General features: G+C 35.3%; 10 protein-coding genes and 1 pseudogene. 4 read left to right on the top strand and 7 right to left on the bottom strand.

Annotated elements, in window-relative coordinates; translation table 11 throughout:
* Positions 1-284 (top strand): annotated as a pseudogene (locus RHTP_RS04005) (ISAs1 family transposase); the annotation flags it as partial.
* Here the strand turns inward: RHTP_RS04005 and RHTP_RS04000 are convergent.
* The 5 genes from RHTP_RS04000 to RHTP_RS03980 form a co-directional block, all read right to left on the bottom strand.
* Complete coding sequence (locus RHTP_RS04000) at positions 277-555, bottom strand: NUDIX hydrolase (protein WP_138106841.1); 279 nt, start codon at positions 553-555, stop codon at positions 277-279. The pseudogene RHTP_RS04005 and the gene RHTP_RS04000 sit on opposite strands and share 8 nt — an antisense overlap.
* Before the next feature lie 141 nt (positions 556-696).
* Entirely contained in the window at positions 697-1251 is a 555-nt protein-coding gene (gene idi / locus RHTP_RS03995) for an isopentenyl-diphosphate Delta-isomerase (protein ID WP_138106840.1), read from the bottom strand.
* A gap of 102 nt (positions 1252-1353) precedes the next feature.
* Positions 1354-3171 carry an excinuclease ABC subunit UvrC gene (gene uvrC, locus RHTP_RS03990; RefSeq protein WP_138106839.1) on the bottom strand — a complete coding sequence of 606 codons (1818 nt, stop codon included), beginning with the start codon at positions 3169-3171 and terminating at the stop codon, positions 1354-1356.
* Positions 3171-5759 (bottom strand): DNA mismatch repair protein MutS, encoded by a 2589-nt coding sequence (mutS, locus tag RHTP_RS03985; RefSeq protein WP_138106838.1) that lies wholly within the window; start codon positions 5757-5759, stop codon positions 3171-3173. Before mutS ends, uvrC begins: the two co-directional genes overlap by 1 nt.
* A 77-nt stretch (positions 5760-5836) precedes the next feature.
* Positions 5837-6271: a hypothetical protein gene (locus tag RHTP_RS03980; RefSeq protein ID WP_138106837.1), complete on the bottom strand. Its 435-nt coding sequence runs from the start codon at positions 6269-6271 to the stop codon at positions 5837-5839.
* Positions 6272-6501: 230 nt separating this feature from the next.
* On the opposite strand from RHTP_RS03980, the gene dnaG reads away from it, so the two are divergent.
* Entirely contained in the window at positions 6502-8289 is a 1788-nt protein-coding gene (dnaG, locus tag RHTP_RS03975; protein WP_138106836.1) for a DNA primase, read from the top strand.
* On the opposite strand, the gene RHTP_RS03970 is transcribed toward dnaG, so the two are convergent.
* On the bottom strand, positions 8256-9254 hold the full coding sequence (locus RHTP_RS03970; protein WP_138106835.1) for a dipeptidase: 999 nt from the start codon (positions 9252-9254) through the stop codon (positions 8256-8258). The genes dnaG and RHTP_RS03970 overlap by 34 nt on opposite strands.
* Positions 9255-9341: 87 nt before the next feature.
* Positions 9342-12308, bottom strand: coding sequence for a glycine--tRNA ligase subunit beta (glyS, locus tag RHTP_RS03965; RefSeq protein ID WP_138106834.1), 2967 nt, complete (start codon positions 12306-12308; stop codon positions 9342-9344).
* A 248-nt stretch (positions 12309-12556) separates the two neighbouring features.
* Between glyS and RHTP_RS03960 the strand changes: the two genes are divergently transcribed.
* Both RHTP_RS03960 and rlmN read left to right on the top strand, forming a co-directional pair.
* Positions 12557-12760 (top strand): hypothetical protein, encoded by a 204-nt coding sequence (locus RHTP_RS03960; protein WP_138106833.1) that lies wholly within the window; start codon positions 12557-12559, stop codon positions 12758-12760.
* 332 nt (positions 12761-13092) lie between these two features.
* A complete protein-coding gene (rlmN, locus tag RHTP_RS03955) occupies positions 13093-14127 on the top strand; it encodes a dual-specificity RNA methyltransferase RlmN (RefSeq protein ID WP_138106832.1) in 1035 nt (344 codons plus the stop codon).

Here is a 14127-nt window from a genome sequence, read left to right as displayed (position 1 = left end):
CTGCAAAGGATTTTGCTAAATGGGTCCGGCAGCACTGGAGCATCGAGAATAAATGCCACTGGATAGCTGATGTAATTTTCAAGGAGGATAATAATTTGATGGATCGAGGACACAGTGCAGAGAACATGGGTCTGTTTCGGCGCTTGGCTATGAATATAGCTGCAGTTGCTGATCCAAATAGAGGACTTGCTGCTGTGAGACGAGCAGCAACTTTTGGCTCTGGATACTTAAAGGGAATTTTGGCAATTATTTTCTGCAGAGAGGTGTCAAAAAATTTTAGTTAAATCGCCCTGAACGATGACCTTGATAAACGACTTCATCAGGAGCAAGCTTAATCTGAGTTTCTTCTTTTAATTCACGTAAAACTGTTTGTAAAGGTTCTTCTCCTCTTTCTATTTTCCCTCCTGGAGTGCCCCAGATATTGGGCTGATCTTCTTTGTGACATCGTTTTAGTAATAAAAGATGTTTATCATGTTCTAAAAAGATAGTTGAAATTTGGGTCTTAGGTTCAAACTCTGGAAATACATTGGCTGAAGTAGCCAAAATGGGTGTCATAAAGAATCTCCTTGAATTAATTTTTGAAGAGAAGTTTGGTAGAACGTTTTAGTGGTTTTCATAGCAAGAGTGAATAGCTTTTGCTCTAAAGATGCCCTAATAACTATATTAAAGAAGACAAAGGCGGAAAATGTCATTGCTTTATTCTATAGGAAATATTTTGATGAAGTTAGAAGCTAATTCAAGGCCTTGAAAAAACCAGACGGTGAACTCTTCTCGGCTTTTCTGAGGCAATCTCTGGAGGATCTCCACATCTACCCATTTATAGTTTTGAACTTCCTGAGGATTAGGTCGAATAAAGCGTGGATTGTGTAAGCCAATAAAGACATGGTCAATTTCATGTTCTATCATTTCATTACCAACATTAGCCTTATAATAAAATGAACCGATTAGATCAAGTTTGCAAGAAAATCCCATCTCCATTTTTAGTCTATTTTTAGCAGTTTGTTCAAGAGGAGTGGTCTTTTCAGCATGACTACAACAAGTATTGGTCCATAGTCCTCCCGAATGATACTTTTTTAAAGCTCTCTGATGAAGAAGCAATTGAAAAGAGGAATTAAAATGACGGAAAAGAAAAACAGAAAAAGCGCGATGTAAGAGCCCCTTGCGATGAGCTTCATATTTTTCAATCAGACCAAGAGGTTGGTCTAATTGATTAACTCTTAGAACAAACCGGGATTCGTTTGCAGCAATCATTATCTCATTTCCTTAACTCTAAAATCAAAAAATACGAATGTATTATAAATATTTTTCACTTAATTAGTACAGGGAAAATTTTAAGCATGTTTATTAGATAACTTATTTTGCTAACTTGAATTTAAGCCCTTTTTGCAGAGCATCTACATCAGATTGAGTAATTCCTTTGATTTGCAGAAGATCTTGGGTAGAGGCTTTTTTGATTCTTTCTATGCTGCCAAAGTGGGTAAGAAGTCGTTTTTTTTTGATGGGGCCAATGCCGGGGATGTTGTCTAAAGCACTAGAGATGAGTCTTTTCTTGCGTCTTTTTTGATGAAAGGCAATTGTCTTGCGATGACTCTCATCACGGATTTTTTGTAAGAGCAATAATAGAAAGGATCTAGGATTGAGTAATATGGGGTCATGATTATAGAGGAGATATACTTTTTCTTGACTCATTCCCTTGTCATGACGAGAGGCTTCTTTAGCTAATGCAATTAGATCTATGGAAGCTATATCGAGTTTTTTAAATACTTCCAACGCTATGGTTAAGTGTCCTTTTCCTCCATCAAGGATGATTAAGTCAGGAAGGTCATCTGCTGCTTTAGCACGGGATAGGTGGCGAAAAAGAGCTTCTTGCATGGAGGCGTAATCATCGCCTGTATGCTGGGTTTTGATTTTGTAGAGTCTTGTGTATTTAGTATCTTTGACTCCATCTGTAAAAGCTATTACAGAGGCTACAGAATCACTACCTGCTAAGTGAGAGGTATCAAAGCACTCAATTCTTTTAGGGTAGCGATTGAGTTGTAGGGTTTCTTGTAGATCGAGTAACATTTTTTCTTTGAGGAGTTTTTCATCTTTTTCTTGTTTAAAAGTACTTTTGGCATTTTCTTGTGCTAGTTTTAACAAAGTCCATTTTTCTCCTCTTTTAGGAAAAAATAACTGGATTTTACAGGTGCTTTTGAGAATCTCTGTTAAAGCCAAAGTGGGCTGGGTAGGGGTTAGGATTTCCTGCGGAGGATTTTTATTGTTTTGATAGTGCTGTAGAATAAAAGAGGTAAGCAACTCTTCATCATCTTCAATAACATCAGAAAATGCATAATGCATAGAACCGGTTAATTTTCCTTGGCGTAAGAATAAGAGGAAAAGTATTACTTCATCTGCTTGGCGATAGATCCCTATAGCATCGGTAGATTCTATATGATAGTTAGCTGCAGAGGATTGCAAAACATGTTCTAGATGACGAATGGTTTTAAGTAGAGAAGCAGCTTTTTCAAATTGCAGATGATCAGAAGCTTGTTGCATTTGTGCATAGAGATCAGGAAGAATATTTTGATTTTTTCCTTTTAGAAAATGGATCACTTTTTGTACTTGTTGATCATATTGTTCTTTAGTACATAAATCAACGCAAGGAGCAAGACAGCGATTCATTTCGTAAAGCAAACAAGGCCTAGTGCGTTTTTTAAGCTCATTATCTGAACATTGACGCAAGCGGAATAGTTTATTTAATAGTTCATAAATTTCTCTTGCTGCAATAGCACTTGTGTAAGGTCCAAAATAAAGACCTTTATCTTTTATAGCTCCTTTATAACGCATAAGACGTAGCATAGGCCATGGGTGATCTATATTGATACATAGGCTGATAAAGGTTTTATCATCTTTGAGCAGTACATTAAATTTAGGTTTGTGTTGCTTGATCAAAGTATTTTCTAAAAGTAGAGCTTCTTTTTCAGAAAAAACTACAATGGTATCGATTTGTGCAATTTGTGCGATCAAAAGCGGAATCATGGCTCTAGTATCGCTAAGAGAGAAATATTGTTTTAAACGGTTTTTAAGTAATTTAGCTTTTCCAATATAGATTACCCTGTCGGCTTTGTCTTTCATTAGATAGACACCAGGTTGCATAGGAAATAAATCAAGTTGCTTAAGGTCAAAAACCATTATTTCACTCTCTCTTTCCAATCAATGAGTTTTTGCAAGGCGTCTAAAGGGGTTAGATTGTTTGGATCGATTTCTTTAATCTCTTCTAAAATATCTGGTTTATTTTCTGTTTCTGCATTTATGAAAAGACAGAGCTGTTTTTCTGTTTTGGGTTTAGTCATTTTCACAGATGCTTGCTCTAGGCCTTTTAGCATTTGTTGTGCGCGTTTGATCACGAAGTAGGGTAATCCCGCTAAACGAGCCACGTGAATACCATAACTTTTATCCGTACTTCCCTTTATGACTTTATGCAAAAATACGATTTTATTTTCAGACTCATGGGCAGAAACGCTATAATTTACAGCTCCAGGAATCTTTTGCTCTAGTTCGGTTAATTCCCAGAAATGAGTAGCGAATAAGGTTTTGGCTTGTTTACCAGGTTGAGTTAATAGGTATTCTGCAACAGACCATGCAATAGAAATTCCATCATATGTACTAGTTCCTCGGCCAATTTCATCCAAAATTACCAAAGAGCGATCTGTTGCATTATTGAGGATGTTTGCGGTTTCCGTCATTTCCACCATAAAAGTCGAGAGTCCTTTTGCTAGGTCATCACTTGCTCCAATTCGACTAAAAACCTTATCAATAATACCTATGGTGGCGCTTTTAGCAGGGACAAAACTACCCATTTGTGCAAGAATTGCAATCAGTGCCACTTGACGGATAAATGTGGATTTACCTGCCATATTAGGTCCTGTAATTAAATGCAATCGATGGCTTGTGGTATTTAAAAGAACATCATTGGGTATAAATAGTTCTTTTTTCATTACAGTTTCAATCACTGGATGACGCCCTTCTTCAATATGAAATAGATCACTGGAATTGACAGTAGGCTTTACATATTTTTGGATTTTTGCTACCTGTGCCAATGAACAAATCACATCGATTTCAGCAACTGCGCGTGCAATGAGATAAATCGAAGAAGCATGTTCTGCAATTTGTTTTTTTAATTGCGTAAATAATGCATATTCTAGTGCACAAATACGTTCTTCTATATGGAGTATTTTATGTTCGTATTCTTTTAATTCTAGGGTTGTAAAGCGTTCTGCATTAACTAGAGTTTGTCTTCTCTGAAAAGAAGACGGAATTTTTTCTATTTTTCCACGACTTAATTCAATAAAAAAGCCAAAGGCTTTTGTATATCCTACTTTGAGATTTTTGATTTGCGTTTCTTGTCTTAATTGCGTTTGATATTGAGCAATCCAATTATGCGAGTCTTGTTTGATGGACTGCAGGTGATCGAGCTCTTCTGAAAAACCTACGCGAAATATCTCGGCTTCTTTTAATTTTAAAGGGGGTGTATCTATAAGTGCTTTTTGCAAGAGTTGCACAAGATCTGAAACATCTTTTAAATTTGTTTTATTTTTACTAATCAATTGGCTAGAGAAATGATTTTCAAAAATATGGAAAATAGGTGCGATTTGTTCTAAAGAAAGGCGGAAAGCCCCCAAATCGCGTGGGGTTGCATAATCGGTTTCGATTCGCATAATCAGACGCTCTAAATCACGAATTTCTTTTAAATGCTCAAAGACCTGTTCGCTGATCTGCCATTTGGATAGAAATTCTTCAATACCATCTTGTCTTTGTTGAATTTCAATCAGATCCAATAAGGGATGTGCGAGCCAGTATTTAAGCAGGCGTCCACCCATGGGAGTTAAAGTGTAATCAATAACTTGCAGCAGAGTATGAAAGGAATCAATATCTTGGATTGATTGAAAAAGCTCTAGATGTTTTTGAGTAGTTCGATCTAGTAGCATGTAAGATGAAGAGTGTTCTTTTTTTATACTCTTAATATGTTGAATCGGAAGGTTTAATTCATCTTGTACATAATGTAAAATAGCACCAGCAGCATTAATAGCAGCAACCATACCCGTTAATCCAAAACCATCTAAACTACTAACTTTAAAATGCCTCAAAAGTACATCGCAGGCATGCTTGTGTTCAAAATGCCACGCTTCTTTTACATGAATAGCTGGTTTAAATTGACGATCTATTTCTTCGAGAAAATGAGGATGTTGCGTCATCCATTTTTGGGGAAGCAAAAGCTCTTTGGGTTGGATGCGGCTTAGTTCATCAAATAGCTGCTTTTTATCTTCAAATTCCATAGCGCGAAATTCAGAGGTGGTAACATCAAGCACAGCAAGACCAAAGGCTTCATTAATTTGTATGAAACAGCTAAGAAAATTGTTGGATTTTGCAGATAATAGATTAGAGTGAACAATTGTTCCTGGAGTAATGATCTTGACGACTTCTCGTTTTAAAATTCCTTTAACAGATTGTGGATCCTCTAGTTGTTCAGCAATAGCAATGCGATATCCCTTTGCAACAAGCTTGTCAATATAAGCATCGCTTGCATGAAAAGGAATTCCCGCCATAGGGATATCTTGTCTTTTAGTTAGCGTTATATCCAGTTGTTTTGATAAGAGCACAGCATCATTTTCAAAAGCCTCATAAAAATCCCCTAGGCGAAATAACAACAAGGCATTTCCTGCTTGTTTTTTACAATGATGCCATTGAGCCATCATAGAAGAGGGTTTTTCTTCTTTCATTTTCTAACACCTCGCTTGAAGCTCTTTATTATCCAAGCTAGGCCAAGAGAATGCAAGGTTTTATTGAGAAATAAAGCCTAAACATCATCAATTTTATTATTTAATTTTTTATAGAATTTATACCACCAGCGTTTATTAGAGGAGTCTAGGGAATCGGAATGCAACTGTTTAAATCTAGAGTTTTGTGGATCGATGTTAAGAGCTTCTTGGATTTGTTTGATACATGCTTGACACCACATCATGAGTGTTTTGATATCTTTATCTAGCAGTTTCAGTTTATGAACAATGGACTCTCCATCACTTTCTGTAATGGGTAGAGCATCAAGCATGATCTCTTTATTTATATGAATTTTAAGTTGAAATACTTTTAGCAGTAGAGGAAGCATCACATTTTTAATCTGCTCTCTTAGCTGGGTTAAAGAGGAGTCTTGCATTGTTCCTATTTGAGAAAAATAAGTAGCTTTTTCTTCTTTAGATAAAGAATTAAGTAGTAATTCTTCTAATTTATCCATTTTGCCTCACAAAAGTTTGTTCAACAAAATTTTTAAAGGATATTTGATTTTTAAATAAAGTGATTTTTCAAATCATCTTAAATATATTTGTAAAGCTCTCCTGTCTTAAATAAATTTTAGCCTATACCTTTTTAAGTACAAGGCTGCTATTAATGGAGAAAACCTTGACGCAGTTTAGTCAACTACTGCAAACTTAAAAAAACCAAAGAAGCAATAAATCTAAAAACCTTATGCCTTTATTTACTTCAGACAGCCTGGAGATGCTCCGTCATAAAATTGATTTATTCGAAGTGCTGTCGGCTCATCTCACTTTTCAAAGAAGTGGATCTACTTATAAAACGTTATGTCCTTTTCATGAAGAGAGAACACCTTCTTTTATTATACAAAAAGGTAGTGCTCACTACCATTGTTTTGGATGTGGAGCTCATGGAGATGCTATTTCTTTTTTAATGACTCATATAAGAATGTCATTTACCGAAGCAGTGGAAAGCCTTGCTGAGCGTTTTCAAGTGCATTTGGAGAAAGAAGAGGAAAAAGGAAATACAAAAACCCCTAATAAAATTGCATTAAAAACAGCTTTAGCTTCTGCAAGCGAGCTATATCATTATTTACTATTGCATACAGAGGAAGGGATAGAAGCTCTTAACTATTTATATAAAAGAGGGATTACTCTGCAGTTTATTCGTCGTTTTCAAATAGGATATGCGCCGAAGCATTATAGTTTATTGATCCAGTATTTACATGCATGTGGTATTGAAGAAGACATCATGCTACAAGCTGGTCTAATCAAAATACAATCTGGGGGAAAAAAACGAGATTTTTTTAGTGAGAGAATTACTTTTCCTATTCTGGATTCTTTAGGCGCAGTGATTGGGTTTTCCGCTCGTAAATATCAACAAAGTACATTTGGAGGTAAGTACATCAATTCCCCGGAAACCATTCTATTTAAAAAATCTCGTGTGCTATTTGGATTGAGTTATTGTCGTATGAGAATTGCAAAACAACAAACCGCAATCCTTGTAGAAGGACAAATTGATGCTTTGCGATTAATTGACACAGGCTTTGACTATGTGGTTGCAGCTCAAGGTACAGCTTTTGGAGAAGAACATGTTAAAGAGCTACTGCAGCTTGGCATTAAGAAAATCTATCTGGCTTTAGATGCCGATGAAGCAGGCCAAACTGCGACACAAAAAATAGGGGACCTATTTCAAAAAAATGGGATCGATACTCGAGTGGTTGCTTTAGAAAAGGAAAAGGATCCCGATTTATTGCTTAGAGAAAAAGGACCTAACTATTTTGCTCACCTTTTAGAGACTAGCTCAGATTATTTAAATTTCTTATTTTTTTATTTAGCTAAAGATCATGATCTGCAAATTCCTTCGCAAAAAAATCAAGTAGTCAATCAAATCGTAGATCAAATTAAAAACTGGCAACAGCCGGTGCTAATACATGAGAGTTTAAGAAAACTAGCTGAGATTGCTCAGGTACCAGAAGCTAGTGTTGGAATGAACCAGATTTGTATGCCCGATCTATTTATTTCTAAGCAAGAATCGATACGTTTACAGGAGGTAGATGGAGATCGTATTTTAGAACTTGATTTATTACGTTGGTTATTAATGGGATCTTCTCAATATCCAGAGATCATCGATATTGCCAAAGCTAATCTAAAACAAAATCATTTTCGAGTGTCAAGTGCTTGGAGACTTTATGTCTCCTTGCTAGCAGGGCACCAATCAGGCTGCTTTGATCTTTTAGCAATTGGTAGCAGCTTAAATGATCCTGAAGAACAAAAGCTTTTATCTGAACTTTTACAACGTAAGATCAACTTAAATAAAACAAAAGAAGGTTTTCTAGAAGTTCTGCGTAAAATTCTATTAAGGGATTGGATGCATAAAAGAGAACAAATTAGGATAGAGATTCAATCAGTTGGGCATTCTGAAGAAGAAACGCTCCAATTAGCTCGTCAATTTGATATTCTTAAAAATCAAGTTCCCGAAGTAGTCATTCCCAAAATCTGAGTATGTAAAAAGGTCCTAGCGTTTTCATAAGCAATTGATTGCAAAATAGGTAGTTCTAATTTTAAAGCTAGCCTTTCCAATAAAATAGGATAGCACTCCGCTGTATCATAGGGCGCATGATAAAAAGATTGTCCTGGATATTTAGCTTGTAGATTAGATGCATCGCTATCACAAAAAAAATCAGCACCAAAGCAAAGAGCTTCTTTTGCGTTGAGCGTAAGCGCATATTCTATATGTTGGATTAAGCCATTAGGATCTTCTTTATGGACAAAAGGAGCAAAGAAATTTAATCCGAGAAGACCCTTTCTATGAATGATCTCATGTACCAGCTCGTCGGGAAGATTACGAGTAGCAAAGTGAACTTTGCGAAAATTACAATGGCTGGCAATTAGAGGAATCTGCCAGTTGTTTTGATCAATTTTAGTTAAAATATCATAAGCTAAAGCATCAGAAGCATGACTTAAATCAATGGCAATTTTACGATTATCTAGCCACTCTAGTAAATGAATCCCATCAGGTTTTAGGCCAATAGAAGTATCGGCCCCTCCTCCAAAACGATTTTCTTCATTCCAAGTAATACCAATATAAAAAAGAGGACCGATTTTACTTTGATAATGGGCCAGTCTTTGCAAACTCATGGTAAGAGGCTCATCTTCATCTGCAAATCCAGAAGCTCCTTCAAAAGCTGCAATTGTGGATATAGCTGTTGGCTGAGCCTTTTGAGAAATAGGAGAAAAATAGGAGGGGTGCTCGTATAGCCACTGTAGTTTTTCGCTTTGTTTTTGAGCCAATCCAATGCTATTTGGTGATTTATTGGTAAAAATGGCAAGTACCTGGGTTTCTACACCCCCTTGTTTCATTTGCAAATAAGAGCAACGAGAAAGAGGACTTAAGAAAGATCTATTCTCTTGCTCGCTCAGAAAAGAGAGCAAATCGTTATGTAAATCAAAAATGGGTAAACGCATCTTAAAACACCTTGATTTTTAACCAGTATGATTTCCCATCATAAATTCAGCTGGATTTAAAGATATTTATGATTTGCAAAAAGCTTCTTAAAGTTTACTACAATCTATTAAAGACTCAAATAATTTAATTATTTTCTTTAAAAAAGCGATTCTATTTCCACGTAAAATTGGATCATCTGCAAGAATGGTTACAGTTTTGAAAAACTTTTCTAAGGGATTTTGTAATTCTGCTAATAATTTGAATGCTTCTAGGTACTGTTTTTGTTGTAGAAGTTTTGGCCAACATTTATAGATTAGGATATACTCTTGCAGAATTTTTTTCTCAGCTGATTCAATCATAAGTTTTTGGTGAAAGATAGAGGAATTATCCTGTATATGTCCTTTAATGCGTTTATAGGCTTTAATAAAGCAAGAGAAGCTTTTTTTAGATTTGTGGAAGCTACAAAAGGCTTCTAATCTGCACAATTGATCAAAAGGGTCATAAGGGCTGATCTTTGCAATGGCATCAATCTCCTCTTTTCTAAAACCTAATTCTTCAAATATCAATTTTTTACGAGTATTGATGAAAGTAATAATTGCTTGTGTGGCTTTTTTTTTATTTACTACAGGAAAAACCTGACAGGCTTTTAATAATAAACTTTGTAGGTTGCAACTCATTTGATTTTTTAGCAGGATTTGAATGATTCCCGTTGCTTGCTTGCGTAATAGGTAAAGGTCTCTGGAAGTGCTATAGTAATTAATAAGGTCATCTATTTTATCTGATAGACTTAAGACAATACCAGTTGGAGTTTTAGGAACAGCATCGCATCTTGATCGGGGCATCCATTGCTCTTCAAGAGCTATTGCTACTTGATACTGTTCGTTTTGTGCTAGAGCATAGTGTTTACCAATGATACCTTGTAGATCAGGGGATTCATTAACAAGCGCAGAACAAAGATCAGATTTGCTTAAAAGAGCAGCTCTTTGTACGTGTGTATATTCTGCAACCTTTAAATGTTGGTGGATCATTGTTGTTACTAAAGACAATCTTTCTACTTTATCCCAAAGGTTTTTAAAATTTCTCTGATAACTTATCTCTTGTAGTTTATAATAACTTAACTCAAGTGGGATATGAACTTCTTTTTCATAAAGAGCAGCCCTATTGGCCAAGCGGAAGAGAAGTTCTTTTTCATTACCCAATTGAATGGTTTGATTAGGTTGATTATCAATGGTAATGATAAAAGCATTGATTAATTGATCATGACGATCAGTGACAGGAAAATATTTACGGTATTTTGTTATTTGTGAAATAAGTAGTTCTTTAGGAATTCTTAGGAATTTAGTATCAAAGAAACCGAGCATTAAGGTAGGCCATTCTGTAAGATGCAATACTTCTGGAAGTACTCTGCTTTGTTCTATTGCATACCCTTTTACTTGTTGCTCTAATGTTTTAATTTGTTTTTCAATGTGTTGTTTTCTTTCTTCTATATCTGCTAGAACATAATGATTTCTTAAATCAGAAAGATAGTATTTTGGATGTTTGATCTCAATAAAAGTAGGCTTAAGTTGAAAATGGCCAAAAGAAAAGTTCGCAGATTGAATCCTGCCCAAATTAAAAGAGACTACTTGGCTTCCAAATAAAGCAAGAATCCATCGAATAGGGCGAGCATATCTAATAGAAGGGTCTTCCCAATACATTTTCTTGGGGAAGTCTATATTCATAATCAAAGACGGTAGCTTTTTTTGTAATAGCGCATATGTAGACTGGCCCTTTACATAAACGGTAGCAATCAGGTACTGAATACCGCCCATAGGAATAAAATATAAATTTGGTATTTCCTCTTGCAATACTTCTGCTAAAGTGCAAGAGACAATATTACAAGCCCGTAAAAACCCTTTGCCTTGTCTTGTTAAATTACCTTTATTATCGAAAGCTGCGGTTATCGAAGGGCCTTTAATTTGTTCTTCCACAGCTTCTGTTCCTTCTACAAGACCTTTTACTAAAATACTTAGGCGTTGAGGGGTTCCAAATGTCTGCAGCTCTTCAAATTCTAATTCGGAAGTTTCTAATAAATTGCGTATGGCAGTTTCTAAATAGAGACAGCCAATAGGTATAAAACTTGGCGGTAATTGTTCTGATCCAATTTCAAGAAGAAAATCCTGTGTATTTTTTGGATTGAAGCAAAGATTTTTTTGTATAATAAGCTTTGTGTTTATAGAAGGGATTATCAGAGAAACCTGTCTAGAAAGAATAGCTTTAGCAACTAGATGAGTTAAGTCGCGGATTCTTCTAATATAGCTATTTCTCTGACTAAAGCAAATAGCTCCTCTTGCATCTAATAAATTAAAAGCATGGGATGCTTTAATCACAAAATCATAAGCTGGAATAGGAAGATTGTTTTTTACTAGATTTTTTATTTCCTGTTCATAATCGCTAAAATGGCGTAACCACATGGGAACGGAGGCTTCTGTAAGATGATAATGGCTCCATTCAATTTCATTTTGTAGAAATAGATCGCGAAGAGTAAAAAGATGGTTGTATTGTATATCAAAAATTGCAGTCTTATTTTGAAGGAATAGAGCAAGTCTTTCTAAATCATAGGTGATTTCTACACTAATTGGTTTTAATACAATGTCTCCCACTGTTTGCAAATAGGTGAACTGGGTAATCTCCATTCCATTACACCACACTTTCCATCCTAGCCCCGAAATGCCTAATGAGGAGATTTCCCAATCATTATGTACAAATCGAATATCATGTTTTTTCACATCCAAGTTTAATGCAAAAAGAGATTGGAGATATAAAGTACGAGCATCTGTTGGAAGGGGCTTGATGAGAACTTGATATTGGTGAGATGCCTGAAGGCAGTTGAAATTTCCATAACTTGCATCTTTTGGTCTACGACACGATTCTACAAAAGCTGCTCTATAAGGTTCTTTTCCTAAACAACGCAGGAATGTAGCTGGATGGAATATCCCGGCCCCTAATTCTAAATCATACCCTTGATGAATAATACAACCTTGTTTAACCCAAAAGGTGTTAAGACAATCAATAATTTGCTCAAAGGTTAGCATAAAAAATTTAACTAAGATATTAAGGTATAATTAAGCGCATTGTATAATAAGAGGTTATTTTTTATGTGTTTTTATTATCTAATTATTTGTCTTTAAATTATGAGCTGCTTATTGTTAAGTAGTTTAAAGATAAGTGCTTTGCACTATGTATTTGCTAATTATTGATTTAGGTTAACCATAAATAATTTAAATTGTTTTTAAAATATTTATTTAAGTATGTTAAAGTTGAACTATGAAATGGAGGCCTTATGACTATTCATCCAGTGGAATCTTTACCTTTATCCTTGCACAAGCAATCACAAAGTCTACCCTCAGAAACCCTAAGAAGAGGGGAAAAGAAGAAAGCCCTACGTTTTCAAAAATATAATCAAGAACAAGAGAGTCTACCTCAAAACTTACGTGCAAAAAGAAGGGGTTTAAAAAGACTACAAGAGAAGGGATTAAAAGTTTAAATCCCTTATCATTAACATAACCCCTTCTTTATATTAGGTTTAGATTATAGAATTGATTTTAAAGATTTATTAAACTATAATAAAAAGTAATAAATGCATGAGGGATAATATGAAAGCAATTCATCTTTTACAGCCATCAGTACATGTTAACTTTAATCAGTTCAGCATGGAATGCTCAAAATCTTTAAATAAGCTTACAAGCGTAATCTCAAAAAATCTTCGTCAAAATCGAGAAGATCATGAATTAAGAAGTTCTAGAATAGATAAAAGTATTAAAAAAATACGACAAATGAGTAAAGTATCTGCAAATACTCAAAATAATAGCTTATTAAATGTCTCCTTCTTCCGTTCACACACTGCCCCTAGAGAAACTACGCAATAATCTATCCTCGGAAGGATATAAATCCTTCCATGCTTCTCAAATCTTTAATTGGGTATATAAGTTAAGACAATCCCATTGGGATCAAATGACCAATTTGTCTTTGGATTTGCGCTCTTATCTAAAAGAAAATTTACTAACAACACAGCTAATAAAAAAACGAGAGGTCTTTTCAGAGGACCAAGAAACTGTTAAATTCTTATGGCAACTCTCTGATTCCATGCTAGTGGAATCGGTTCTTATTTGCTCTGAAGGAAGACGTACCGTGTGCGTCTCTTCACAGGTAGGCTGTCCTGCTCGTTGTGCTTTCTGTGCTTCGGGAAAAGAAGGATTAAAACGCAATTTAACCACGGCGGAGATTTTCGAGCAGGTGTATCAAATTGATCTTTGGTTACTTGAGCGAAAAGAGAAAGTATCTCACGTTGTTTTTATGGGTATGGGAGAGCCTTTTGAAAACTATGAGCCAGTTGTAGAAACCATTCGTCTGTTAATAGATCCTGATCGATTAGCTCTTTCTCAAAGAAGAATTACTGTTTCTACAGTAGGCGTAGTGGAAGGAATTAATCGTTTCTCTAATGAGGGTTTGAAAACCAATCTAGTGCTTTCTTTGCATGCTCCCAATCAGCATATTAGACAAAAAATTATCCCTTATGCACGTAAGTACCCTTTAGAAGATATTTTAGCAGCTGTAGGGAATTTCGCTAAAATAACCAAACGGGATGTAACTTACGAATACACCTTAATTCGCAATATCAACGACAGTATAGAACAGGCTAAAGAACTAGCTGTTTTACTTAAAGGTCAACAATGTAGCGTAAACTTAATTCCTTATAATCCTATTGAGAGAGTGCGGCTGCAGCGTCCTGAAAAGGAAACTATCGAAGCTTTTCGAGAAGTTCTACTCGCATCTAATATTGTTACTACCTGGCGTTATACAAAAGGAAAAGACATTGCAGCAGCTTGTGGACAGTTAGCTTTGCAAAGTTAA

It is taken from the genome of Candidatus Rhabdochlamydia sp. T3358, assembly GCF_901000775.1.
GTDB lineage: Bacteria > Chlamydiota > Chlamydiia > Chlamydiales > Rhabdochlamydiaceae > Rhabdochlamydia.
The sequence above is the reverse complement of the archived record's forward strand: the minus strand, read 5'-3'. Positions and strand labels throughout refer to the sequence as shown.

Bases quoted from the DNA above. Each gene is read 5' to 3' on its own strand.
- RHTP_RS03960 (WP_138106833.1), top strand. From the start codon at position 12,557: ATGACTATTCATCCAGTGGAATCTTTACCTTTATCCTTGCACAAGCAA.
- dnaG (WP_138106836.1), top strand. From the start codon at position 6,502: ATGCCTTTATTTACTTCAGACAGCCTGGAGATGCTCCGTCATAAAATT.
- RHTP_RS03970 (WP_138106835.1), bottom strand. From the start codon at position 9,254: ATGCGTTTACCCATTTTTGATTTACATAACGATTTGCTCTCTTTTCTG.
- uvrC (WP_138106839.1), bottom strand. From the start codon at position 3,171: ATGGTTTTTGACCTTAAGCAACTTGATTTATTTCCTATGCAACCTGGT.
- idi (WP_138106840.1), bottom strand. From the start codon at position 1,251: ATGATTGCTGCAAACGAATCCCGGTTTGTTCTAAGAGTTAATCAATTA.
- mutS (WP_138106838.1), bottom strand. From the start codon at position 5,759: ATGAAAGAAGAAAAACCCTCTTCTATGATGGCTCAATGGCATCATTGT.
- rlmN (WP_138106832.1), top strand. From the start codon at position 13,093: ATGTCTCCTTCTTCCGTTCACACACTGCCCCTAGAGAAACTACGCAAT.
- RHTP_RS03980 (WP_138106837.1), bottom strand. From the start codon at position 6,271: ATGGATAAATTAGAAGAATTACTACTTAATTCTTTATCTAAAGAAGAA.
- RHTP_RS04000 (WP_138106841.1), bottom strand. From the start codon at position 555: ATGACACCCATTTTGGCTACTTCAGCCAATGTATTTCCAGAGTTTGAA.
- glyS (WP_138106834.1), bottom strand. From the start codon at position 12,308: ATGCTAACCTTTGAGCAAATTATTGATTGTCTTAACACCTTTTGGGTT.